Raw genomic sequence first — 22,532 nt, 5'->3', positions numbered from 1 at the left:
GTGTTTTGAAAATTGGTTTTAACTATCTATATTTTTAAAATAATTTTAAAAATTTTAGAGCAAGACTCTGTCAGATAAATTAATACATTCGGGTTATTTTTCCAATACCGCTCCTGCGGATTTATCTAATAACCACCATAGTTCTCCTTGAGGTTGGATCGAACGACTGGGATAATTCCTGGCATCGGCTTCGTCGGCAAAGACTTGTTGGAGTGCCGAACGCTTATTTTCTCCTGCCACCATAAACAAAACACAATTGGCATGATTAATGAGAGGAATAGTAAAAGTCAGACGTGGTTGCCCGTCTTTATTACCTACTCCGATCGAGCGATCGCTGACATTGAGCACTTCTGTATGAGGAAATAGCGAAGCTGTATGTCCGTCATCTCCCATCCCCAACAAAATCAGATCGAAAACGGGAACTTCAGATTCGGTTTGAAAAAAATCTCGTAATTCGGCTTCATATTTTTTAGCATCCGCTTCGGGGTTGTTGGCTGCCGTTGGCATAGGATGAATATTCTCAGCAGGAAAATTTACTTTCTCCAACCAAGCCTGACGTGCCATAAGCTGATTGCTATCGCTATGGGTAGCAGAGACGTAACGTTCGTCCCCCCAAAAAATATGAATTTTTTCCCAGGGTAAAGACTGACTGGCTAGAGCTTCGTAAAGCGGTTTGGGAGTGCTGCCTCCAGCCAGGGCGATCGCACATCTATCTTTTGCTGCTATTGTTGACTTTAATTTGGTTAAAACTATTTCTAAACTACGGTCGATTAAGCTGGCTTTGTCGGGTAAAATTTCTACAAATTTTTTCATCACTCTAAAGTCGCATCTCTAAAATATTATCTAATATAGTCGAACCGATTTTAAAGACAATCCGATCGCAATATCTATTTTGGAGCGAGCGAAAAATAAGCCGCCATAAGATAGCGGCTCACTGTCTAAAGAACTAGAGTGCGGAGAATATTTTCGCACTTTAAACCTAGATTTTAAGAGTTGGTTTGGTGTTGCAACAATTCTTTGCAAGTTTTAGAACTAAAATATAAATATCAATAAAACTGAGTTTAAATTCAGTTGTTAGGATTATTATTCTGTGCTACAACGCTTAAAGCAAAATTTAAAAAACGATTTAATTGCTGGTCTGCTGGTGGTAATTCCTTTGGCCACTACGATTTGGCTATCTGTTTCCCTGGCTAGTTGGGCGATTGATTTTCTCACTCGCATTCCCAAACAAATTAATCCTTTTGATGGATTAAATCCATTTTTAACTAATATACTCAATTTCTTAATTGGTTTAGCAGTGCCACTGCTAATGATTTTGCTCATCGGTTTGATGGCAAGAAATATTGTCGGCAAGTGGTTATTGGACTTTGGCGAAAGATTTCTTCAGGCTATTCCACTGGCAGGATCGGTATATAAAACACTCAAGCAAATTCTAGAAACTCTGTTGGGAGATTCCAAATCCAGATTTAGAAGGGTGGTGATGATTGAATATCCCAAAGAGGGTATTTGGACGCTGGGATTTGTTACGGGAAAGGTTAGCTCTCAGCTACAGTCTCATTTATCCCGCAAGATGATTAGCGTTTTTATTCCCACGACTCCCAATCCTACCTCGGGCTGGTACGCGATTGTCCCTGAAGATGAAGCTATCGATCTCGAAATTACTATTGAAGATGCCTTTAAAGTCTTAATTTCTGGCGGCATCGTCAGTCCTGGAACTCCGCCTGCTACCGTCCCCGTTTCTCTACCCAAAGCCTATCGTAAGGTGCCGTTAGATTCTTCCCTATCCCAAGAAAAATCATCTTCATTTTTTCCCCTGGAAGAAGAAAGTTAACAATCTCAAGCTGTATAATATACAGGCTAATTATCCGAGTTGAAACAGCGCGATCGCCACAGCCCGATCGCTATATTTTATGCCCCTCCGCAAACAACCCCGAAGTGTTGCCCGTGAATTGGCACTACTAAGCATCAGTCAAATTAAAACTAATACCAATAAACTCGAAACCGAAGATTTAAATAATTTGGTTTTGGCAGCTATTCGTACTCTGACGACAGAAGTGCGAGAGACACTGGAAACCGCAACGGCAGAAGTCAAACGCGGCGATGAGCGTCTCTTAAACAGCCAAACTCGCGCCAGCGATCTCGAACGCGCTAGAGCCATGTTGAGTGAAGCATTAAAGCTTTCTCAGTCGGCAATCAATCGTTTGGGTGTAGCGGCAGAACTACCCGAATTTATCGAACTGACCAACCAGGAACAGGTCAGAGAATATGCTTTAGAAATTATTGCTACTGTCAGACGCAATCGACAAGAAATTGAAAAACAAATTGAAGCCGCCCTGGTAGCATGGCAACTAAATCGTCTGGCAAAAATAGACCGCGACTTGTTAGTTATTTCCGTTGCCGAAATGTTGTATCTTGAAGTCCCCGTCAAAGTAGCCATCGACGAGGCAGTGGAACTAGCCAAACGCTACTCAGACGAAGATGGCTTTCGCTTTATTAATGGAGTATTGAGGAGAGTAAGCGATCGCCACAAACAGGAGCAGTTAACCGCAAATGAATGATGAGTCAATTGGATCGAATTAAGTGTCCTCTTAGTATTGCGCCGATGATGGATCGCACCGACCGTCATTTTCGCTATTTAATACGCTTAATTACCCGTCGTACCGTACTTTACACCGAAATGATTACGACGGCGGCAATTACTCATGGCGATCGCCACAAGCTATTGGATTTTTCCACCGAAGAAAAACCTTTAGTTTTACAGCTTGGGGGAGATAACCCACAAGAGTTAGCCGAGTGCGCCAAGATTGGAGCAGATTGGGGTTATGATGCGATTAATCTTAATGTTGGCTGTCCTAGTTCTAGAGTCCAAAACGGCAACTTTGGTGCTTGTTTGATGGCGAAACCAGAATTAGTCGCTGCTGGAGTAGCAGCGATGCAAAAAGCGACAAACATACCCGTAACTGTAAAACATCGTATCGGTATTGACGAGCGCGATCGCTACGAAGATATGAAAGAATTCGTCAGAATTGTCTCCGAAGCAGGCTGCCAGCATTTTAGCGTTCATGCTCGTAAAGCGTGGCTACAAGGTTTGAGTCCCAAAGAAAACCGCGATGTCCCCCCCTTGCGCTACGAAGATGTTTACCGACTTAAACAGGAATTTCCCCAGCTATTTATCGAAATCAACGGGGGAATTACGACAATGGCACAAATTAAAGAGCATTTGCAGTCTGTAGACGGGGTAATGGTCGGACGTGCTGCTTATGACAACCCCTATCTTTTTGTTACCGCAGACAGAGACATATATGGCGAAAATACTAAAATACCTACTCGCCATCAGGTTGTCGAAGCTATGCTTCCCTATATCGATCGCTGCTTAAGCCAAGGAGTCAGACTAAATTCAATTACCCGTCACATGCTACAGCTATTTGCAGGACAGCCAGGAACTAAAGCCTGGAAACGCTATCTTAGCGAACGAGTTCATTTAGCTGGATCGAATTCTGTAACGATTAGTGCGGCTTTGGCAAAAGTGCCAGTTAAGATTTAAGTTCGATTGCTGCTTTGTTTTCTACTATTTTTACGCCAACACTACACCTCTGTTTTTAGGATGGCGACTGAAATTGTTAGGTTATTTATATTAATTTTCATTAGCAGCTAAATAGATAGAAAAATTTTTTCTACTAAAAATAAGTTTTGTATACCCTGCGTATTCTGTCTTTTGTCTCCTGTCTCCAAAATTATTTGCTCGTACAAACTCTCCAGTTACTTTTGAGAATTGGTATTAGCTTTAATTGTTGCGATCGCGATCGCCATTCACTCTAATCTAACACGCCAAGATGGTGGAGAAAAATTACTAAATCTTGGTTTAATGAAATACAAATATATATTTATTTTAGTGCCAATCTTACTGCTAAATATTTCAGGAGTTAAGGCACTAGATTCAAATTCTATCGAGCAATTTTGCGACTCTCAGGACTTCGATCGGGAACTATGTACTTGGGAGCTAAAAAGAAAAAGTATAAATTTATTATCTAGAGCTTTAGGTAACTTTTTGGCAAGCGATCGCTATTTAATGCAGTCAGAACTAACAATAACTGGTGATTTTGATGGCGGTAGCATAAGTGTTCGCGCTGAAAAAACAATTATGGAAGCACCAAATAAAATTCGCTCTCAGATAACGTTTCATCGCTCTGACGGTTCGATAGGTACACAATATATTATTGTTTCAAATGGCAGCAAAGTATGGATTTATGACCGCAAGCGACAGATATATTCTGTCATGAGTCATGAAGATTTTACTGGCTATAAAGATGATTTTTTTATTGGCTTGTTAACTAATTTATCCTTGGAACTAAGAAATAATGCGAAACGCGATCGTAATTGGCAGAATCTTTCAAAAGCTGAATTAACTCAAGCTATAGAATCAGAACTGCAAGCTAATTACAAAGAAGTAAAAAGTGAATTCAAAACTATAGCTCAAACTCAATACGAAACTTATGAATATTTTGCGCGGAAGCAAAATTTTAAAGTAACTGCCTACGTTAAACCTGACACAGCCGCTATAGAATCTGTACATCTTTATGGTCAAGAAAATGGAATAAATCTTGCTATAAAAGAAAATGCTATTCAAATAAAAAGATTACCGTCAGTGAATAGCAAAACATTTATCTTTGTTCCTCCAGTTGATGCCAAGCAGATAGATGAACCTATTTCAATTGAGCCTTTTTAATAGATTTATAGAACATTCGGTTTCGCTTTTTACATATTTGAGCAAATTATCCCAATTCAGCTATAGGGAATAATTAACAAATTTAAACCCAGTAGTTATTTGAGAAATCCAACCTGCATAGCTAGTTTGCGCTTGTTGAAAACCTGAATTTAGTAGCCAGTCATCAACACTTTCGTTTGCATAGACTTTAGAGTAAGGTTCGCGAAATAATTTAATCAGCCAGTTAACATGGCGCAATCTTTGTTGATTACCATCTAGAATAATAATCTGCCCTCCAGGCTTTAGTAATCTTTGACATTCTTGTAATATTGCCTGAGAAATATGTACGGGAGTTTCATGAAAGAGAAAAGCAACTGAAATCAAATTGAATTCAGCGTCTGAAAAACTTGTAGCTTCTGCTAATCCTTGTTGCCAGTGAATAGTCAAATTTTCTCGTTTGGCTTTATGTTCGGCTACTAATAACATATAGGGTGAAATATCTAAGTCAGTTAGCTCCGCTTCGGGAAATGCTTGTTTTAAGATTAAAGTCGAACTCCCCGTACCACAACCAAGATCGAGAATTTTTTGCGGTTGGTTTTTAATTTTAGCGATCGCCTGTTGACGCAGCTTAATTTCATTAGGTGGTGCGGCAAAGCGAGTTACGGCATTATAAGTTACAGGTGCAATAGGATTCAAATATCCGCCTTGAATGCCATGAAAATCTTTACTCGTGTAGTATTGAGGATAGTCGAAATCTATAGCTGAAAAGCGATCGCTCGCTCCTTGCCAATCGAGAGTATCATATAGTTTGAGGTTTTCTTTGCCGATAAATAAGCCTACAAGCAACCTCAAACAAGATAGTAAAGTCGGATTGTCGTTAATTGTCACAACGATCTATTAAGCAATGAAGCAAAAATTATTCTCTTTTATCAAGATAGCATCTACTATTCTGATTACCTGCGCTTTGGGTTTAGAAATATGGCAGATATATTTACAGTTTACTGATGCTTCTTTGCCTGATGAACTTATTCCTGTTGTGTGGTTGGCAAGTATTGCTTTAATAGGTCATTTAATTGAAGGTGCGATCGCTGCCAGAAAAGCAAGTTCTCGTCATAAGAATTTTATAATCTATGGCATTTATACTTTCTTTGTCGGCTTCGTTGGCTTGTTGGAACTACAAACAACAGCATCAAAACCCGAAAAATAAATTGCTTTTAAAATGTCTAGATCGAAATGACTTTTAAAATACGAAAAGCAAAAGCTTCTGAATCAAAACTTCTTAGTAATTTAGCACTGCGATTGAAAGCTTACTGGGGATATTCGCAGAAGTTCATTGATACTTGTTGGCAAGAAATTACTTATTCCAAAGAATATATTCAAAATAACTACGTTTTTGTAGCGGAAGACGAAAATAATATTTTAGGTTTTTATTCATTAAAATTATTTATAAATACAGCAGATATTGAATTAGATGCTTTGTTTATAGAACCATCTTGTATTAAGCAAGCTTATGGTCGTAAGTTAATCGAACATGCAAAGTTTATATCTCGCAAACTAAAAAAACAAAACATGGTAATTTTTGGAAATCCTAATACAAAAGATTTTTATCTTAAAGTTGGTGCAAAATTTGTAGGTAAAAGAAAATCTGATACTTTTTCAAATCGCTATTTACCCATTTTTACACTTTCACTCGCTGAAGTAGATAACTAAAACTCCAGCCGTGTTGTTTAAAGCCCAATGATTGATAAAAATTATGAGTGCGATCGCGCTTCAGATTACTAGAAAGAGTAACTTTATAACAACCAGCTTCAGCACTAATTCTTAATGCTTCACGCATCATTTGTTTGCCGTAACCTTGCCCTCGATAGTCACTAGCAATAGTAACAGCGTCTAGAAAAGCCGATTTATGAAAACCTCGGTGCATCATTGTCGGTACAAACAACAAACTAAAAGTACCGATCGCCAGTTCTTCTAAATAAGCTAGATAAATATAATATTCGGGAACTTGCTGTATTTTCTGCCAAATGTTTGTTATTTGTTCTTCGCTCATTAATGGTTTATCATCCATATCTGCATAGAGACGATTGAGAGTCGGTAGATCGTTTTTGATAGCAATACGGATATTAAAGTTTTGCATTTGTTAACGATAAGTTTCTACAAAATGAAAATTGATAAAATTGCGATCGCTCTAGTAGACTATGGTGTAAGTAAAGTAACTATTCAAAAAACTTGAAAGCCTCGTAGCTTAAAACTTTTGCTTTTTCTTTTTTGACTTTTGACTTTTGACTTTAGCGTAGCGTTACTAACCTTACTGCTAACAAATTCTAAAGTTAAAATTAAGAACTCATACGATCTAACATCTTTTGACCTGGCTATTCGATAATTAATAGTTGGTAATTTGTCAGTCAAATTAAACGTGAGTGAAAGTACAGCAAAAATCAGCATAATTATGGGTAGCGATTCGGATCTACCGACAATGGAGAAGGCGATCGCTATCTGCGAAGAATTTGAAGTTGAATGTGAAATAGAAATCGTTTCGGCGCACCGCACTCCCGAATATATGGTGACTTATGCCAAACAAGCACATCATAGGGGTATTAAAGTAATTATTGCTGGAGCGGGTGGTGCGGCACATTTGCCAGGAATGGTAGCCGCTCTCACTCCTTTACCCGTAATTGGCGTTCCAGTTGCTACCAGACATTTGCAGGGTTTAGATTCTCTTTATTCAATAGTTCAAATGCCGAGGGGAATTCCCGTAGCTACAGTGGCAATTGGCAATGCTCAAAATGCTGGATTATTAGCGGTACAAATTTTGGCTACTCATAATGTAGAACTACAGCAGAGTGTAGAACAATATCGCCAAAACTTATCTCAGTCAGTACGAGATAAGCAGGAGCGATTAAATGAACTCGGTTATCGAGATTACCTAGCACAAATGTAGTTTTTCTTATAAAGTAATACCAAAAAGATTAGATTTTGTTACAAATCTTTACCCCGATTGAATAGTAGTGTAAACTACCTTTCAGCAAAGTTATATTTAGTTGAAGACTTAGAGGAGCAAAAAACTAAAATGCAGTCGGTTTTGACGCTGCGAACAGTGCCAAAGGAGTATCTCAAACCTCCAGGAGGATTCAATCCCAACGTTTTAATGACCATTACGGCGATCGCGCTATTGAGCTTATCGACCTGTGGTTACTGGTTGTGGAATTTTCCCGACTGGTGCTGTTTTTCAGCTAACGTTCTGGCACTACACCTGTCGGGAACGGTTATTCATGATGCTTCTCATAATAGCGCGCACAGTAACCGTATTGTTAATGCTATTTTGGGACACAGCAGCGCACTAATGCTAGGATTTGCATTTCCTGTATTTACCAGGGTACACCTACAGCATCACGCTCACGTTAACGACCCTCAAAATGACCCCGATCATTATGTTTCTACAGGTGGACCTTTATGGTTAATTGCAGCGCGGTTTTTCTATCACGAAATTTTCTTTTTTAAACGGCGTTTATGGCGTAAATACGAGCTATTAGAGTGGTTTCTCAGTAGGTTGTTTTTAATAACAGTTGTCGCTTTGGGTATTCACTATGGTTTTATTGGTTACGTGATGAATTTTTGGTTTGTACCAGCACTGGTAGTAGGTATTACATTAGGATTATTTTTTGATTATTTGCCCCATCGTCCCTTTCAACAGCGCGATCGCTGGAAAAATGCCAGAGTTTATCCCAGTCCCATACTAAATTTATTAATTTTGGGACAAAATTACCATTTGGTACATCATCTTTGGCCTTCCATTCCCTGGTACAAATATCAGCCAGCTTATTATGCAACTAAATCTCTTTTAGATGCCAAAGGGTGCGAACAGTCTTTAGGATTGTTAGATGGTAAAAATTTCTTAGGATTTCTGTACGATATCTTTCTAGGCATACGTTTTCATCGTCATCAACAGAAAAATGACGATTGAGTCAATTGCTAAATTTGACTATGTCTGAAGGATAATTATGACGGTTTTTATTAATGGTTAGTAGTTAACGCTCGATCGAGATGTACAAAATTACTGCAAAAATAGGGGATAAGGAGACTGAAAGCCGCAAATAAAATCTATAAGTTTCAATTCGATACTTATCAACGCCGCTTTCGCCAACCGTTGCAAACTAGTAAAGGTACTTGGCGAGTGCGCGAAGGAATTATTGTTAGCCTGACAGACGAAAGTGGTAAAAGTGGTCGGGGTGAAATTGCTCCTCTCCCTGACTTTGGTTCGGAAACTCTGGCGCAGGGATTAGAATTTTGTCAACGATTTGATTCGACTATTACTACTGCTAAAATTTATCAAATTGGCGATTGCCTGCCTGCCTGTCAGTTTGCTTTTGAGTCGGCATTACTAAATTTAAGAGAAAAAGAAAATAGCGATAGCGGCATCGATCTAGATTACTGCTATTTATTACCCGCAGGAACAAAAGCTCTAACCGCCTGGCAAGAATTAGAGCGACCTTACCCTAGTACGTTTAAGTGGAAAATTGACGTGTTATCTATTGCCGAAGAAATTGCTATTTTTCAAAAATTAGTAGCAGCCTTACCCCCAAAGAGCAAACTAAGACTGGACGCTAATGCAGGATTAGACAGTCAGCAAACGCGGCAATGGTTACAAGTAGCAGAAGCAAGCAACAAGGTAGAGTTTATCGAACAACCTCTATCTCCCAATGACTTTGCTGAAATGCTGTCTTTAAGTAAAGAGTATTCTACAGCGATCGCCTTAGATGAATCTGTAGCTAGTTTCAACCAGCTTGAAACAGCCTATAAACGAGGTTGGCAGGGGGTTTACGTTATCAAAGCCGCAATTATGGGTTATCCAAGTCGCCTACTAGATTTTTGTCAGGACAAGGCGATCGATGTCGTTTTTTCCTCGGTGTTTGAAACCGAAATTGGTCGTCAAGCAGTATTAAATTTAGCTGCAAAACTACCAAACCGCCGCGCCGTTGGATTTGGAGTCAATCATTGGTTTTAAGTAGTTGTTTAAAAGTCTGTATAAAACTACATGTTTTTACTAATATTTTCCCTCTACATAAGCAATTGTTCTTATATGTTGATAATATTCTGGCGTTTTAAAATACAGTATTTTACCTCCGTTAGCTTCAATTTCTTCTTGCTCAGAATAGGCTAAATAAAAGTGTCCTCCCCAGTATTGGGAAGAATTCCCAAAGTACCGCCACAAAGCACGTTCGGACATTGCTCCATGTCCTATAAGAAGATCTTCTTCGGCAAATTGAGTGATTATACCTTGCTTGGACAACTTTTCGAGTTCGGCTAATTTAGCTTCTATTGCTTGCCATTCTTCCTTCGTTTCTGGTCTGATTGCCTCTTTAAGTTCTTCTGATACTTTAATTAAATGAAATTTCCAAGTTGAATTATCATTAATTTGTTCCTGATAGAATAGTTCATCCTCTAATTTATATTCTGTAGGATAATTACCAGAAACGTAAATTTCACTTTGCTTGCTGACTTCTAACAATATTCCGAAATAGTTTCTGTAAACACTCCAATGAAAAGCTTGGTAATTAATTTTATTAGCAAGGGTGGCTAATCTAGGTTGAGTACTGCAATCGCCTCGGCGACAAAAAAACTCTCTTGGCAGCGTTTTGATAAATGTCCAACCATAATTACCAGGAAATAACCCTATTATCAGAAAGTTACGAATTAATTTACTAAGCAAATCGTAAGAATATGCAACCTCTCTCGTAAATAAATCTTCTGTAATCTTGTCAACTCTTTTAAAGTTTTCTTTCCCCAAAATTTCTGTCAGAGAAATTTCAATTGACGAGAGATCTTTACAATTTATGCATCCGACATGATTGTAATAATGACTAGACATTGTTAACTATATACTTGAAATCCAAATCCTGCTGTTAATTTCACCCAGCTACTTACTTTAGTCAGAAATTTATTGGCAAATTTGCCGTAAACCCATGACCAATCGTGCGATCGCTTCAACCGCCGTAGATGACTCTAAAGCACCGTAGGCAACTCGTAAATAGCAACCATCTTGCATACCAAAAGTACTACCAGGAATAACCGCAACTTTATAGTTTTTAATTAACTGTTTGACTAACTCCAGATCGGGAATTTTGGTTTTTACTTTGAGAAAGAAATAAAACGCTCCTGCTGTGGGTGCTACCGTACAGATATCGCTAATGGTGCTTAATTTTTGCAGTAACTGTTCGCGCACCAAAGCTATATCTGTTAAATAATTTCGACAATAGCTAACTCCAGCCTCGATCGCACCTAAAGCAGCATATTGAGAAACCACAGGTGGACAAATCAGATTGGTATCCTGCACCTTTTTAACTGCCATTAATAAATGTTGGGGAATTACCATATAGCCAATACGCCAACTAGCAAAGCCATAAGCTTTAGATAAACTAAATAGAGAAATAGTATGGCGATCGCTATTAGCTAGAGAAGCAGGAGAAAAATGCTTTACGCCATCATAAGTAAAATATTCGTATGCTTCATCGCTAAGATGATAAATTCCTCGTTCCCGACAGAGTCGATTTACTTCTGCTAATGCCGATGACGAATATACCACTCCTGTAGGATTATTAGGCGAAATAGTCACTACAGCTTTAGTTTTGTCGGTAATTGCCTCAGCGATCGCTTTTGGTTGCAATTGATAATTAGCGTCGGTAGCTACTAAAACAGGCTGACAATTCGCCATCGTAATTGCCATTTCGTGATTGAAGTAATAGGGAGTATTGAGAATAATTTCATCTCCTGCCGCAGTGATAGCGAGGACAGCATTCATAAACCCCATATTGCTCCCTGCCGTCACAACAACGCAGTTATTTTGACCGATTTCAATTTGATTTTCTGTTTTTAGTTTTGTGGCGATCGCCGTCACTAAAGGTAAAATTCCCTCTACGGCTTGATATTTGTGGTTGAGAGGATCGCAGAGAAATTTTTGAATATAGGCGATCGCTTCTGGGGGAGGAGGATAAGATACTACTCCTTGTCCTAAAGAAATCGTACCTGGATTTTGACGGATTAGTTCGCCAATTACGGGAATTAAAGGCGACTGTACCGCCTCCATGCGAGAATTTGAATTAAATCTTAGTTTTGCCTCAGACATCTAATCTCGGTCAGCTTAGTTAAATTGAATCCATGATGATATTTTCTCTGGAAATGACCAGGCAAGTAAGATTTTAATTAAAGATATTTGAAGTGCCAATCTTTCTTAAGCGCGATCGCTTTTGCTTTAAATCTTGTTCGATCTGATTTGTAACTATCGCTGATAGGCGATCGCGACTGACTTAGATTACTTTTACATTACCAAATTCATCGGACTTTGAGATTTTGTTCCGTTGGGACAAACGCAGGGGAATCTCTTGATGCTCTTGTAGCGCACCCCAAAATTGCTCTAGCGTCTGACCATTATTGAATCGGCGATCGCTAAAAACCATTTAAACTTATGGCTTTCTTTCCCAGAGAAATTTTCTTTCTGATTCTTTTATAGGAACATCGTTAATGCTGGCTTCTCTTCTTTTCATCAAGCCGTTTTCGGCAAATTCCCAATTTTCGTTACCATAAGCGCGATACCAAAAACCCCCGTCGTCATGCCATTCGTATTCAAAACAAACAGAAATACGATTGTCCATAAAACTCCAAAGTCTTTTCTCAAGGCGATAATCTAATTCTTTTGCCCACTTACGCTTTAAAAAAGCAATAATTTCTTCTCTGCCGTTGATAAACTCGGCACGATTGCGCCATTGAGAATCAACAGTATATGCTAATGCCACTTTTTCGGGGTTGCGAGTATTCCAGGCATCTTCCGCACCTTGGACTTTGGCTTTAGCGGTTTCTAAGGTAAATGGTGGTAGTGGCGGTTTGGTTTCCATTTTGAGGAATAGTTAGTAGTTAGTGGTTAGTGGCTAGTAGTAAAAGTTTGAAGTGAGTTAATAATCGTTATTTTTTCTAAGCTTTAAACTAGACAAGATTTGAAATTTTGGCGCAGCCGTTCGGCATTGAGATTGCGACCGATAAATACTAGTTCGTTTTTACAAGATTCTTCTGGTTGCCAAGGTCGATCTGGTCTGCCGTCAAAAATCATGTGGACTCCTTGAAAGACAAAGCGGTTGTTTTCTCCTGCAACATTGAGAATGCCTTTCATGCGGAAGATATTTGGTCCTTGAGTTTGCAGTAACTCGGTTAGCCACTTATTTAATTTTTCGAGATCTACTTCTCCAGGTTCGACAATCGCAAAAGATCCAACAGATTCATCGTGTTCGTGTGCGTCTTCTACTAGTAGTTCTGGTTCGATTTCTAAGGCTTGTTCTAAATCGAAGGCTTTAACTCCAAGTACGGAATCCATTGCGATCGCCGAATTTTGGGTACGATAGATTTTTACCATCCCGTTCATCGAACGAATTTTTTGCTCTAATTGTTCTAATTCTTTTGGAGTAACTAAGTCGATTTTATTGAGCAAAATTACGTTGGCAAAAGCAATTTGTTCCTGTGCTTCGTCGCTGTCCCAATGATCTTGGATGTGTTTGGCATCGACGACGGTAACTACCGCATCTAAATTTAATTGAGTTTGAATTTCTTCATCGACAAAAAAGGTTTGAATTACTGGTGCGGGGTCGGCAAGTCCTGTGGTTTCGATAACTAAGTGGTCGAACTTATCGCGCCGTCGCATCAAGTTACCAATAATCCGAATTAAATCGCCTCTCACCGTACAGCAGATACAGCCATTATTCATTTCAAAGATTTCTTCATCGGCATCAATAACTAGCTGATTGTCGATGCCAACCTCGCCAAATTCATTGACGATTACTGCCACCTTTTTGCCGTGTTCGTAAGTTAAAATGCGATTTAATAATGTAGTTTTACCCGCACCAAGATAACCAGTCAAAACGGTAACTGGTACGGATTTTTTTTCTATAGTTGCAATCATAATTAAGTTAAATATTTATAACAGTTTTTAGCTTGCCTCAAAAGCTTTTAGTATTAACTTTCTAAAATTTGCTTTATATCTGCTTCAGTAATTAAAGATATCGATCTGTGAATTTTGTATTGCTTTGGGGGAGTAGTCATTATTGCAATAACGGTTTCTATAGGAGGGCAATTAGGTTCGTGACACTGAAGTTGATTGATGGAAATAGGTATTTTCGTATCTATCTCCGATTTTTGATAAATCCAAGCTTTAATTTGGGCGATTTTTTCTGTATTAGTTTTGTAATTAGATTTAGCAAACAAATCCATAATCTTAGGTAGAAAATCAAAAGATTGTTGACAGATAAATTCTTAACTTGTAGGTAAGAATATGCTATCGCTTTAAAAAAATCTAAGAAGTTTAATTTGTTACACCAAAGCTTTCTAAAATAGTCTTAAGATAAATTTTTTCAACCAAATCCTTTACTAGCAAAAGATTGTTGATAAATTATTACTTCTCCATTCTGTCCTCCTGCTGCCAAATGTGTGCCTGTAGGATGCCAGGTTAAACTGGAAAAACCTTGAGCAACTCCTTTTAGTGTTTGGACAAGTTTTTTGCCCTGTTGCCACAGATTAATACAGCCATCATCGCCAGTAGAAGCCAGCAGTGAAGAATCAGGTGAAAAAGCGATCGCCCGTACCGTTTTTTGATGTGGTAAGATATGACTCTGCCAATTTTTTGCTGTTTGGTTAAACTGCCAGACAACAATTCCCTCCTGACAAGATGCTGCTAATAATGGTTGAAGTCGATCTTGTGACCAGGCTACCTGACTGACTTTACCAGGAAACCCCTGCATCAACCAGGGAGGAGGATTATCCCAACGGAGTATAGAAATCGTGCGATCGAGATTGCCTGAAGCTAAATACTTGCCGTCAAAAGACCAGGCACAGTCGAGGCTAGCACCAGGAACTTCTAGCAGATATGGTTTTTCTTGCCAGTCACTACTCTGCCAAACTTTTACCCCACCGTGTCCGCTAGCGGCGAGTAAGTTTCCTTGAGGATGCCAAGCCAAACTAAAGACTGAAGAAACATCAAAATTGAGACTGGCAATTATTTCTTTAGTTTCAGCATCCCAAATTTTTATTTGGCGATTAACAGCAAAAGCTAAAAGATTCTTTTGGGGATGCCAAGCAAGGGAGTCGATCCAGGCGGTACCGCCATCGAGAGTAGTAGTTAATTCAAATTTAGCAGAAGTTGCTAAATGCCAAATTTTTACTTCTCCTGCTTGTCCTGCCGTTGTCAACCATTGTCCATCGGCAGAAAAACCTACACAGTCCAAAGAATAATTAGTATCTGAAGCAAGTAAATCTATAGTGTCTTCTTGCCATAAAGCCAATTCTCCGCCAGCAGATGCGATCGCCAAACAATTACCATCAGGCGACCAAGTTAAATCTCTAATATATTCGGATAACTGTTGTTTATCTTTTAGTTTGAACTGTATTTTGGCAGTAGTTTTTACGATTTTTCTTACCTCATTTATATTTAATCTTATCTATACATACGATAGATAATTTAAAATTGCCGTAGAAAGAAACACGATACCGACCGCAGCGATCGCGCCACCAGCAAAACGAGTAAGATGTTTGAGAGATACGCGACCGACTGCTTTACTAACAACCAAATATATTCCCAGAGAAATTGCCAATTGAATTACGCTAAAACCAATGAGATACGCTACTAAAGGAGTGGGTTCCGCGCCCAAAATGCCTTCTCCGTAGGCGTAACCGTGAAATATACCAGCTAGTGCCGCTAGTCCAGCTATAGTTATGGTGTGGTTATCAGTTGGTCTGCGAGCGTTTTGCATAACGAGTAACACTCCAAACAGCACTACAGAAGCAGCAATAACTATTTCGGGAATGGGTAAATCGATCGCGCTTAAATGAATTCCCGCACCGAGTCCCGTAGCAACTACAAAAGCCACTGGAACTATAATTCCACCAGCTATTGCCACCGCCATCAAACCGCTAGCAATGATAAAAGCTAAATGGTCTAAGCCAATCATCGGGTGTCCCAAGCCAGATATGATGCCTTCAAAAAAATTGGCGGGCATTCTGCCACCGAGGGGATGATGGGCAAAAGCGGGTGCGGCGATCGCAAATTCGACACCGACGATCGCGGTAGCGATTACTAGATTGCGTAATAGTGAGTTATGTTTTGCTGTTTTCATGTTTGTATTTCTTTAAACTAAACAAGTTAGAAAGCCTTCTCTCAGTTGGGACTCGTTGAGGTTGCGTCCGATAAATACTAGTTCGTTGGTTTTGATTTCATCTGGTTTCCAGGGTTTTCCTGGTCTACCATCCAATGTCATGTGTACACCCTGAAAGACAAAGCGTCGGTCTTCATCATCAACGTTGAGGATACCTTTCATGCGAAAAATATCCTGTCCGATCGCCTGTACTAATTGGTAAAGCCAGCGATTTAACCGTTCGCTATTGACTACACCTGTATGGCTGATGGCAATAGAACCAACCGATTCATCGTGTTGGTGTGCGTCTTCTTCTAGAAATTGGGGATCGATCGCCAGAGCGTTTTTGAGATCGAATGCTTGTCTGTTCAAAATTGAATTAATGTCGATGTTGCAGTTTTGGGTAGGGTGAAATTGCGCGATCGCATTCATACTGCGAATCTTATTAGTTAATTCTCTTACTACTTCGACTGTAACTAAGTCTGTTTTATTGAGTAAAATTACATCGGCAAAAGCAATTTGTTCCTGTGCTTCATCGCTATCCCAATGGACTTGTATATGTTTGGCATCGACCACGGTAACAATAGCATCTAATTGGGTTTGTTTATATAAAATTTCATCGACAAAAAAAGATTGAATTACTGGTGCGGGGTCGGCAAGCCCAGTGGTTTCAATTACTATACAGTCGAAACGGTCGCGATGTTCTAACAATTTACCTATCAAACGAATCAAATCGCCCCTTACGGTACAGCAGATGCAGCCGTTGTTCATTTCCAAGATTTCTTCGTCGGCATCGATAACTAACTGATTGTCGATCCCAATTTCGCCAAACTCATTAACGATGACCGCTATTTTCTGACCGTGCTTTTGTGTCAGGATGTAATTTAGCAAAGTGGTTTTACCCGCTCCTAAATATCCCGTCAGGACGGTTACGGGTATTTTGTTAAGGAGCCGTCTCCGTCTTTTTAAGGCGGAGCTTGTGCGCTCCGTAAGTCGATTACTTCGTCTCATGATGCTGACAATGAATTATCTCATTGGTGCGTCGTTCTAATTCGGCAGGGTCAATTAGTTCTGCCTCAATTGCCATTTGTTCTAAAGCCTCTAACCAACGCTGATAGTAATCCCAACTCGGATCGTTGCGATCGTGTTTTGACTCCCATTCGGCGATCGAAGCAATTAATTCTTGGCGAAAGTCTTCCCATTCATAGTGACCTTGTTTGGCTAAAGCCAGTGCCATACCGAAAGCCAAACCTTCCCAGTCGCGATCGAACTTGAGTTCGCCATTGTTTCTGGGTGGTGATTCTTCGCTACCCATTAGAGTAGTTGCGGCAAAATGCTCGAATTTTAGTTGCATCTTGGTAGTTAGTAGTTAGTAGTTAGTGGTTAGTGGTTAGTTGTAATCTATATTCTGTCTATGCTGAGGGCGATTCAACTAAAGCTACACCCATCATCGCTTCTGGGGTAACTAAAGCGGCTAATTCTGCTTCGCTCATGCCTTCCGTACCAGTAGGTCTTTGGGGCAAGACAAACCAGCGAATCTGCGCGCTACTATCCCAGACGTGAATTGTTACATCGTCGCCTAAATCCACGCCAAATTCTTTGAGTACGGCTCTTGGCTCTCTAGCGGCTCTAGCGCGAAAGGTAGGATCTTTATACCAATACGGGGGTAAACCCAAGGTGGGCCATGGATAGCAGGAACAAAGAGTACAGATAATCAGGTTATGGACTTCGGGAGTGTTTTCGACTATTTTCATGTGTTCCCCTTCGGCACCAGACATTCCAGGCGGCAAACCGATGTTAGAAACCGCTGCGTTACAGTTCTCTAAGAGACTGGCTTTAAATTCGGGGTTAGTCCAGGCTTTTGCCACAATTTTTGCTCCGTTGAAGGGTCCCATTTCCGTCTCAAAGTAGTTGAGAACTTTATCGACGGTTTCACCAGAGATAATGCCTTTTTCAATTAACAGAGATTCTAAAGCGCGAACGCGAGCGGCACTATAAATTTCGCGATCGCTATCGTAACTAAAGCCGTTGTACTCGGTCATATATCATTGCTCCTTCATTCATTTAGAGGGATTTAGGGTATAGGCAACAGGGAACAAAAAATGAAAATTATTCTTTATGCTGCTTCCAAATAGGTTTCAAATAAATCGTTGTAGTAAACGTTATTTGGTTCTGCCATTTCTCCCCACAACGCGGTGGCTTCAAACTTGACGTTATAGACTGGCATTGGTTCGCCCAAACCATCGGTAGTAGAGAAAAAATAAGTATAGGGTGCGTCGTAAACGACATCGATGGTGCCGATTTTGCCCCGTAAGTTTCCTGGTAAGCGAGTGTGATCTGTAGGTGGAGTATCTTTTACGCGAATTTTGTCTCCTACCGCAAATTTTGGCGTAACTTCTACATTTCTCTGGGGAGAATCTCCTTCACGCAGATATTTAATCACCTGTTCGTCAATCGCTACGGCTTGTTTTTGCGGTAAGGGTGCATTGCCTAAATTTCCATCTTCCAGATATAGTGCAGTTTTGGCATCCAGTTCTTCTTCGGTAATATAGCCTTCATCAATAAAAAAGCCAGATATACCCCCCAACCATTTCTCGTAATAGCGATATTTAAAATAGTCAAAGGGGTTCATTGCCTCAGCACCCATGCGTAGATGACCCCAAGTCCAGGTACTGTCAAAAGCAGTAGGTACATTACTCATAGAGTAATCTGGTATGGCGACTGCTTCTAGATGGTTACTCAAACCCATCATCGCGACGTGAATGCCAAAAATTCGTTCTTCCCAGGGAACGACAAACACTCGCTTTTGAAAATCGATTTCTCCTAGACCTTCTAGTCCTGCTAGATTGTGCTGTAGTTTCATTTCGTACAATTGTTAGTGGTAAGTGGAGTAGTAGTTAGTAGCTATCGCTGTTTAAATATTCATTGCAACACGAAACCCGATCGCTCGATTTAAAGAATCTGCTGGATAACCCGAACGATGCGCCGAACGACAGTGAGATGGTTTGTTTGCCCAAGAACCACCCCGTAGAATACGACATTCCGATTTACCGCCTGTTGCCCAAGCTTTACCGTTACTTGGTGCGCCGCGATAGTTTTCGTGCCAAACATCGGCACACCACTCTCTGACATTGCCGTGTAGGTCATATAAACCAAAAGCATTGGGCATAAAGCTACCTACTTCAGTGGTTTGATGGCGATAGGGAATCCCTGTTTCTGAGGCATAAGCAAAGGTGCTGGCATAGTCGGCTAAGTTTCCAGTGACGGTATCGCCATAACTAAAAGGAGTTTGAGTATTTGCTCTACAAGCATATTCCCACTCTGCTTCGCTCGGTAAGCGGTATGGTTTGCCAGTATATTGAGTTAGGCGATCGCAAAACTCTACTGCGTCTAACCAGGAAACACATTCTACAGGCAGGCGATCGCCTTGGAAATGTGAGGGATTGGGGTTTAGTTGCCGTTTTACCTGGGGCAAATTAGCTACAGTGCGCCATTGTGCCTGTGTTACGGAATACTTACCTAACAAAAATTTTGGTACTCGAACCTGATGTTGAGGACGTTCGCGATCGCTGCTGAATTTTTCTTTGGTAGATGAACCCATGAGAAATTTGCCCTCTGGAATCGCCACCATAGCCAGAGTTTGATAGTTTCCCAAGCTTTCGGTATAAAGATTAGCTTGATGATAGGTCTGTTGCTCGATCTGTCCCTGGCGATCGATTTTAATGGTTGCAAAATCGAAGGAGGGCAAATTCAAATTTGAACTAGGGGCAGTAGCTAAAGCACGACTTCCACAAACCGCCGTTGTCAAACCTGCTCCACCATAACTCGTTAGTTTAAAAAAGTTACGTCTTTTCATTTTAAGCATGATTCTCTAATGTTAAAAATCGGTTTTTTAAAACTTATAAGATGACGCTTGCTTGATTTTCTTGTTTTTAATTGCCAACTAATTTAAACTATATTTAAAACAAAAAAGCTAAAATTAAATGCTTTTTGGCGTACTTTTGTCAAACATAAAATATATAATTTAATTGAATAAAATAAAAACTTATTCGTTGTTGTTTTTATTTAGTTAATAATAAAAAAGTACAGCGAAATGTAGCTGAAGATACTAAAAAGAATAGATTTGTGTAAAAAACTGTTAACTTTTAAATTTAATAGATTATTTGAATTTTTGTTTTGCCTTTAAAGTATTTACCAAACTGCAACCTTATTGTTATTAAAATAGATATTTATTATATTTCTTTTCAATTTTTATAATAAAACAAGTTAGAACAACTAATTGCCCTAACTTGCAACGTACTATTTTTTAGTAGTTAGTAGTGTTAATTTACCACTTCTTGTAAGGTAAGAACTTACCGCACATAACTATTTGTACGCGATCGCCTTTAGGATCTTCCACTTTTTCGACTTCAATAGAAAAGTCAATGGCACTCATAATGCCGTCGCCAAACTTTTCGTGAACCACAGCTTTAACTGGCATTCCGTAGACTTGCATGATTTCGTAAAAACGATAGATCAATGGGTCGGTGGGAATTAAAGGATCGAGAGAACCTTTTAAAGGTGGAATGGTTAGAGGTTCTGCCAAAGATTCGGGTAAACCTAAAGCCGTAACAATTTTGGTGGCTTCGTCCATGCTGGCACTGGCTTGACGATAGATCACTGAAGCAATCCAGGTTTCGTCCATGCCTACAGCTTTTTCAAGATCTTTAAAGGTCATACCTTTGTCTTTTTTTGCTGCTAGTAGTTTTTGGGTGATTTCGGGAAATTCTTTCATAATTTAATTCCTATTAATAGTTAGTAGTTAGCAGTTCGTAGTTCGTAGTTAAAAAACTTTGAATTCCGAACAAATGATGTGTTTTCTGAGAAAACATGGCAGTCGCTATATTCCGAATTCCGAATTCCGAATTCTGAACTCAAAAGCTGTCTCTTACCTAATCCTCGCCTCTTCTACTGCTTTGGTTTCGCGATACAAATGGTCTTCCATTTCTTGTTTCAACTTTAGATAGTCGGGATGATTTTCTACTTCTGCGCGGTCGCGGGGACGGGGAAAAGGCACTTCTAGAACTGTGGCAATTTTGGCTGCTGGTCCTTTGGTCATCATGGCGATGCGATCGGATAGCAATAAAGCTTCGTCGATGCTGTGGGTAATCATAATCGCGGTTTTGCGCTGCTGTTCCCAAATCCGCTCGATTTCATCTTGTAGAAAGCCGCGAGTTAGGGCATCCAACGCGCCAAATGGCTCATCCATAAGTAAGATCTGAGGATTTATCGCCAAAGCTCTAGCAATCCCTACTCTTTGCCGCATTCCTCCCGATAGTTCGTGGGGATGTTTGGTTTCGGCACCAGTTAAGCCGACAAGCTGAATGTTTTCTTTGATAACTCGCTGCTGCTGTTTGACCGACATCTTAGGATAAACCGTTCTAACGGCAAAACCGATGTTATCCTGTACCGTCATCCAGGGCATTAGGGCATAATTTTGAAATACCATACCGCGATCGGGACCTGGTTTATTTACTACATTGCCGTTTATAGCCACAGTGCCAGTGGTTGCCTGACTCAATCCTGCAATAATATCGAGCATGGTCGATTTACCACAGCCAGAAGGACCGATAATCGTAACAAAGGTATTATGTTCGATATTAAGATTGATATTCTCAATAGCCGTAAAATCCGATTTACTTTTGCCTGTCAGCTTATCTAACCAGCCATTTTTACCAGAAAAGGTTTTAGAAACATCCCGTAGGGAAATTTGATAGGTAGTGTCACTGTCTGCAGTCACAGTATCGGCGTGGTTTGAGTTGAGAGAAGTGTTAGTGGTCATTATTTTTTACCAAAAGATACTAATTTTTCTAAATAAGCAAAGATTTGGTCGAGGATAACGCCCACAATGCCAATAATGAAGATAGTTACAAAAATATTCGGGATATAAAGATTGTTCCACTCATTCCAGATAAAGTAGCCCAAACCAGTACCCAACAACATTTCTGCCGCTACAATTACCAGCCAGGCAATACCCATGCTGATACGTAACCCAGAAATAATATTGGGTAATGCCGCAGGAATAATAACTTTGAAAATTGTCCGCCACTTAGATGCACCCAAAGTTTTAGCAACATCGAGATAGTCGGAACTGACGTTAGCAACTCCAAAGGCGGTGTTATTAAGGGTAGGCCAAATGCTGGCGATCGCAATAATAAACACCCCCGTCATTTCCGAGTCGCGGAATAAATATAGACCTATAGGTAGCCACGCTAGAGGCGATACGGGTTTTAGCAGTTGGAAATAAGGGTTGAAGGCTTTGAAAGCTACTTGAGAAATGCCTACCAAAATACCTAATGGTACGGCGATAACTGAAGCTATGGTATAACCAATCGCAACTCTTCTCAAGCTTATTAATAGGTTCCAGCCAATTCCCAAGTCGTTGGGACCATTGTTATAAAAAGGATGTGTAACCCAATACCATAATTCCTGGATAGTTAGAGTGGCAGTAGGAAACCCTTTGGACAAAATTTTCATTCTCGCCCCAATTTCCCAAAGCCCTAGAAATAGGACTAATGAGAGTAAAAACAGCAGTAAAGCTCTAACATTCTCATTTTCGAGGAAGTTACTCTCGCGATCGCTTTGTATTGTTCCTTTTTGTACTGCGGTCATTTCATTTA

General features: G+C 39.9%; 28 protein-coding genes. 9 read left to right on the top strand and 19 right to left on the bottom strand.

Annotation, left to right across the window (positions count from 1 at the left end):
- Window positions 1-93 precede the first annotated feature (93 nt).
- Window positions 94-813: a 6-phosphogluconolactonase gene (pgl, locus tag KV40_RS13145; RefSeq protein ID WP_036482104.1), complete on the bottom strand. Its 720-nt coding sequence runs from the start codon at window positions 811-813 to the stop codon at window positions 94-96.
- Window positions 814-1,090: 277 nt separating this feature from the next.
- Between pgl and KV40_RS13140 the strand changes: the two genes are divergently transcribed.
- From KV40_RS13140 to KV40_RS13125, 4 genes are all read left to right on the top strand, one after another.
- Window positions 1,091-1,831: a DUF502 domain-containing protein gene (locus KV40_RS13140; protein ID WP_036482103.1), complete on the top strand. Its 741-nt coding sequence runs from the start codon at window positions 1,091-1,093 to the stop codon at window positions 1,829-1,831.
- Between the two features lie 79 nt (window positions 1,832-1,910).
- Window positions 1,911-2,558: a transcription antitermination factor NusB gene (nusB, locus tag KV40_RS13135; protein ID WP_036482100.1), complete on the top strand. Its 648-nt coding sequence runs from the start codon at window positions 1,911-1,913 to the stop codon at window positions 2,556-2,558.
- Complete coding sequence (gene dusA, locus KV40_RS13130; protein ID WP_036482098.1) at window positions 2,555-3,544, top strand: tRNA dihydrouridine(20/20a) synthase DusA; 990 nt, start codon at window positions 2,555-2,557, stop codon at window positions 3,542-3,544. Before nusB ends, dusA begins: the two co-directional genes overlap by 4 nt.
- Window positions 3,545-3,772: 228 nt before the next feature.
- Entirely contained in the window at window positions 3,773-4,726 is a 954-nt protein-coding gene (locus KV40_RS13125; protein WP_036482097.1) for a hypothetical protein, read from the top strand.
- 60 nt (window positions 4,727-4,786) lie between these two features.
- Here KV40_RS13125 and KV40_RS13120 read toward each other — a convergent pair whose 3' ends face one another.
- Window positions 4,787-5,593 (bottom strand): class I SAM-dependent methyltransferase, encoded by an 807-nt coding sequence (locus tag KV40_RS13120; protein ID WP_052055615.1) that lies wholly within the window; start codon window positions 5,591-5,593, stop codon window positions 4,787-4,789.
- A 16-nt stretch (window positions 5,594-5,609) separates the two neighbouring features.
- Here KV40_RS13120 and KV40_RS13115 point away from each other — a divergent pair, with 16 nt between their 5' ends.
- The gene (locus tag KV40_RS13115; protein ID WP_036482095.1) at window positions 5,610-5,912 is read left to right on the top strand and encodes a hypothetical protein; all 303 of its coding nucleotides are present in this window, start codon (window positions 5,610-5,612) and stop codon (window positions 5,910-5,912) included.
- 26 nt (window positions 5,913-5,938) lie between these two features.
- Window positions 5,939-6,415 (top strand): GNAT family N-acetyltransferase, encoded by a 477-nt coding sequence (locus tag KV40_RS13110; RefSeq protein WP_036482092.1) that lies wholly within the window; start codon window positions 5,939-5,941, stop codon window positions 6,413-6,415.
- Here the strand turns inward: KV40_RS13110 and KV40_RS13105 are convergent.
- Window positions 6,384-6,842 (bottom strand): GNAT family N-acetyltransferase, encoded by a 459-nt coding sequence (locus KV40_RS13105; protein WP_036482088.1) that lies wholly within the window; start codon window positions 6,840-6,842, stop codon window positions 6,384-6,386. The genes KV40_RS13110 and KV40_RS13105 overlap by 32 nt on opposite strands.
- Window positions 6,843-7,121: 279 nt before the next feature.
- On the opposite strand from KV40_RS13105, the gene purE reads away from it, so the two are divergent.
- The 3 genes from purE (at window position 7,122) to KV40_RS13085 (ending at window position 9,710) form a co-directional block, all read left to right on the top strand.
- Window positions 7,122-7,646, top strand: a complete 525-nt coding sequence (gene purE / locus KV40_RS13095; protein WP_036482082.1) for a 5-(carboxyamino)imidazole ribonucleotide mutase — start codon at window positions 7,122-7,124, stop codon at window positions 7,644-7,646.
- A gap of 129 nt (window positions 7,647-7,775) precedes the next feature.
- On the top strand, window positions 7,776-8,669 hold the full coding sequence (gene crtR / locus KV40_RS13090; RefSeq protein WP_036482588.1) for a beta-carotene hydroxylase: 894 nt from the start codon (window positions 7,776-7,778) through the stop codon (window positions 8,667-8,669).
- A gap of 108 nt (window positions 8,670-8,777) precedes the next feature.
- Window positions 8,778-9,710 (top strand): o-succinylbenzoate synthase, encoded by a 933-nt coding sequence (locus KV40_RS13085; protein ID WP_371260780.1) that lies wholly within the window; start codon window positions 8,778-8,780, stop codon window positions 9,708-9,710.
- Window positions 9,711-9,749: 39 nt separating this feature from the next.
- On the opposite strand, the gene KV40_RS13080 is transcribed toward KV40_RS13085, so the two are convergent.
- The 16 genes from KV40_RS13080 to ntrB form a co-directional block, all read right to left on the bottom strand.
- Entirely contained in the window at window positions 9,750-10,574 is an 825-nt protein-coding gene (locus KV40_RS13080; protein ID WP_036482076.1) for a hypothetical protein, read from the bottom strand.
- Between the two features lie 69 nt (window positions 10,575-10,643).
- Complete coding sequence (locus KV40_RS13075) at window positions 10,644-11,828, bottom strand: pyridoxal phosphate-dependent aminotransferase (protein ID WP_036482073.1); 1,185 nt, start codon at window positions 11,826-11,828, stop codon at window positions 10,644-10,646.
- Window positions 11,829-12,009: 181 nt separating this feature from the next.
- A complete protein-coding gene (locus KV40_RS34895) occupies window positions 12,010-12,159 on the bottom strand; it encodes a hypothetical protein (protein ID WP_156114030.1) in 150 nt (49 codons plus the stop codon).
- Window positions 12,160-12,165: 6 nt separating this feature from the next.
- The gene (locus tag KV40_RS13070; RefSeq protein ID WP_036482070.1) at window positions 12,166-12,594 is read right to left on the bottom strand and encodes a nuclear transport factor 2 family protein; all 429 of its coding nucleotides are present in this window, start codon (window positions 12,592-12,594) and stop codon (window positions 12,166-12,168) included.
- Window positions 12,595-12,677: 83 nt separating this feature from the next.
- Window positions 12,678-13,649: a GTP-binding protein gene (locus tag KV40_RS13065; RefSeq protein WP_036482068.1), complete on the bottom strand. Its 972-nt coding sequence runs from the start codon at window positions 13,647-13,649 to the stop codon at window positions 12,678-12,680.
- 53 nt (window positions 13,650-13,702) lie between these two features.
- Window positions 13,703-13,957 carry a hypothetical protein gene (locus tag KV40_RS13060; RefSeq protein ID WP_036482066.1) on the bottom strand — a complete coding sequence of 85 codons (255 nt, stop codon included), beginning with the start codon at window positions 13,955-13,957 and terminating at the stop codon, window positions 13,703-13,705.
- Window positions 13,958-14,097: 140 nt separating this feature from the next.
- Window positions 14,098-15,051, bottom strand: coding sequence for a WD40 repeat domain-containing protein (locus tag KV40_RS13055; RefSeq protein WP_253274248.1), 954 nt, complete (start codon window positions 15,049-15,051; stop codon window positions 14,098-14,100).
- Between the two features lie 129 nt (window positions 15,052-15,180).
- On the bottom strand, window positions 15,181-15,855 hold the full coding sequence (locus KV40_RS13050; RefSeq protein ID WP_036482062.1) for a HupE/UreJ family protein: 675 nt from the start codon (window positions 15,853-15,855) through the stop codon (window positions 15,181-15,183).
- Window positions 15,856-15,867: 12 nt separating this feature from the next.
- Entirely contained in the window at window positions 15,868-16,884 is a 1,017-nt protein-coding gene (locus KV40_RS13045; protein ID WP_052055613.1) for a GTP-binding protein, read from the bottom strand.
- Window positions 16,871-17,227, bottom strand: a complete 357-nt coding sequence (locus tag KV40_RS13040) for a nitrile hydratase accessory protein (protein ID WP_036482060.1) — start codon at window positions 17,225-17,227, stop codon at window positions 16,871-16,873. The genes KV40_RS13045 and KV40_RS13040 overlap by 14 nt, the downstream gene beginning before the upstream one ends.
- A gap of 58 nt (window positions 17,228-17,285) precedes the next feature.
- Entirely contained in the window at window positions 17,286-17,915 is a 630-nt protein-coding gene (nthA, locus tag KV40_RS13035) for a nitrile hydratase subunit alpha (RefSeq protein WP_036482057.1), read from the bottom strand.
- A gap of 74 nt (window positions 17,916-17,989) precedes the next feature.
- Window positions 17,990-18,736 (bottom strand): nitrile hydratase subunit beta, encoded by a 747-nt coding sequence (nthB, locus tag KV40_RS13030; RefSeq protein ID WP_036482056.1) that lies wholly within the window; start codon window positions 18,734-18,736, stop codon window positions 17,990-17,992.
- Between the two features lie 51 nt (window positions 18,737-18,787).
- Window positions 18,788-19,729, bottom strand: coding sequence for a formylglycine-generating enzyme family protein (locus tag KV40_RS13025; RefSeq protein WP_036482053.1), 942 nt, complete (start codon window positions 19,727-19,729; stop codon window positions 18,788-18,790).
- Between the two features lie 471 nt (window positions 19,730-20,200).
- Window positions 20,201-20,647 (bottom strand): cyanase, encoded by a 447-nt coding sequence (gene cynS / locus KV40_RS13020; RefSeq protein ID WP_036482048.1) that lies wholly within the window; start codon window positions 20,645-20,647, stop codon window positions 20,201-20,203.
- 153 nt (window positions 20,648-20,800) lie between these two features.
- On the bottom strand, window positions 20,801-21,694 hold the full coding sequence (locus tag KV40_RS13015; RefSeq protein WP_036482046.1) for an ABC transporter ATP-binding protein: 894 nt from the start codon (window positions 21,692-21,694) through the stop codon (window positions 20,801-20,803).
- A complete protein-coding gene (gene ntrB, locus KV40_RS13010; RefSeq protein ID WP_052055635.1) occupies window positions 21,694-22,524 on the bottom strand; it encodes a nitrate ABC transporter permease in 831 nt (276 codons plus the stop codon). The genes KV40_RS13015 and ntrB overlap by 1 nt, the downstream gene beginning before the upstream one ends.
- Window positions 22,525-22,532: the final 8 nt, after the last annotated feature.

It is taken from the genome of Myxosarcina sp. GI1, assembly GCF_000756305.1.
Lineage (GTDB): Bacteria > Cyanobacteriota > Cyanobacteriia > Cyanobacteriales > Xenococcaceae > Myxosarcina.
The sequence above is the reverse complement of the archived record's forward strand: the minus strand, read 5'-3'. Positions and strand labels throughout refer to the sequence as shown.

What these genes read in the sequence shown, in the direction of transcription:
- KV40_RS13045 (WP_052055613.1), bottom strand. Translation starts at nt 16,884, where the DNA reads ATGAGACGAAGTAATCGACTTACGGAGCGCACAAGCTCCGCCTTAAAA.
- ntrB (WP_052055635.1), bottom strand. Translation starts at nt 22,524, where the DNA reads ATGACCGCAGTACAAAAAGGAACAATACAAAGCGATCGCGAGAGTAAC.
- KV40_RS13015 (WP_036482046.1), bottom strand. Translation starts at nt 21,694, where the DNA reads ATGACCACTAACACTTCTCTCAACTCAAACCACGCCGATACTGTGACT.
- cynS (WP_036482048.1), bottom strand. Translation starts at nt 20,647, where the DNA reads ATGAAAGAATTTCCCGAAATCACCCAAAAACTACTAGCAGCAAAAAAA.
- nusB (WP_036482100.1), top strand. Translation starts at nt 1,911, where the DNA reads ATGCCCCTCCGCAAACAACCCCGAAGTGTTGCCCGTGAATTGGCACTA.
- KV40_RS13070 (WP_036482070.1), bottom strand. Translation starts at nt 12,594, where the DNA reads ATGGAAACCAAACCGCCACTACCACCATTTACCTTAGAAACCGCTAAA.
- crtR (WP_036482588.1), top strand. Translation starts at nt 7,776, where the DNA reads ATGCAGTCGGTTTTGACGCTGCGAACAGTGCCAAAGGAGTATCTCAAA.
- KV40_RS13050 (WP_036482062.1), bottom strand. Translation starts at nt 15,855, where the DNA reads ATGAAAACAGCAAAACATAACTCACTATTACGCAATCTAGTAATCGCT.
- KV40_RS13115 (WP_036482095.1), top strand. Translation starts at nt 5,610, where the DNA reads ATGAAGCAAAAATTATTCTCTTTTATCAAGATAGCATCTACTATTCTG.
- KV40_RS13065 (WP_036482068.1), bottom strand. Translation starts at nt 13,649, where the DNA reads ATGATTGCAACTATAGAAAAAAAATCCGTACCAGTTACCGTTTTGACT.
- KV40_RS13025 (WP_036482053.1), bottom strand. Translation starts at nt 19,729, where the DNA reads ATGAAAAGACGTAACTTTTTTAAACTAACGAGTTATGGTGGAGCAGGT.
- nthA (WP_036482057.1), bottom strand. Translation starts at nt 17,915, where the DNA reads ATGACCGAGTACAACGGCTTTAGTTACGATAGCGATCGCGAAATTTAT.
- KV40_RS13105 (WP_036482088.1), bottom strand. Translation starts at nt 6,842, where the DNA reads ATGCAAAACTTTAATATCCGTATTGCTATCAAAAACGATCTACCGACT.
- KV40_RS13110 (WP_036482092.1), top strand. Translation starts at nt 5,939, where the DNA reads ATGACTTTTAAAATACGAAAAGCAAAAGCTTCTGAATCAAAACTTCTT.
- KV40_RS13080 (WP_036482076.1), bottom strand. Translation starts at nt 10,574, where the DNA reads ATGTCTAGTCATTATTACAATCATGTCGGATGCATAAATTGTAAAGAT.
- dusA (WP_036482098.1), top strand. Translation starts at nt 2,555, where the DNA reads ATGATGAGTCAATTGGATCGAATTAAGTGTCCTCTTAGTATTGCGCCG.
- KV40_RS13075 (WP_036482073.1), bottom strand. Translation starts at nt 11,828, where the DNA reads ATGTCTGAGGCAAAACTAAGATTTAATTCAAATTCTCGCATGGAGGCG.
- KV40_RS34895 (WP_156114030.1), bottom strand. Translation starts at nt 12,159, where the DNA reads ATGGTTTTTAGCGATCGCCGATTCAATAATGGTCAGACGCTAGAGCAA.
- pgl (WP_036482104.1), bottom strand. Translation starts at nt 813, where the DNA reads ATGAAAAAATTTGTAGAAATTTTACCCGACAAAGCCAGCTTAATCGAC.
- nthB (WP_036482056.1), bottom strand. Translation starts at nt 18,736, where the DNA reads ATGAAACTACAGCACAATCTAGCAGGACTAGAAGGTCTAGGAGAAATC.
- KV40_RS13060 (WP_036482066.1), bottom strand. Translation starts at nt 13,957, where the DNA reads ATGGATTTGTTTGCTAAATCTAATTACAAAACTAATACAGAAAAAATC.
- KV40_RS13040 (WP_036482060.1), bottom strand. Translation starts at nt 17,227, where the DNA reads ATGCAACTAAAATTCGAGCATTTTGCCGCAACTACTCTAATGGGTAGC.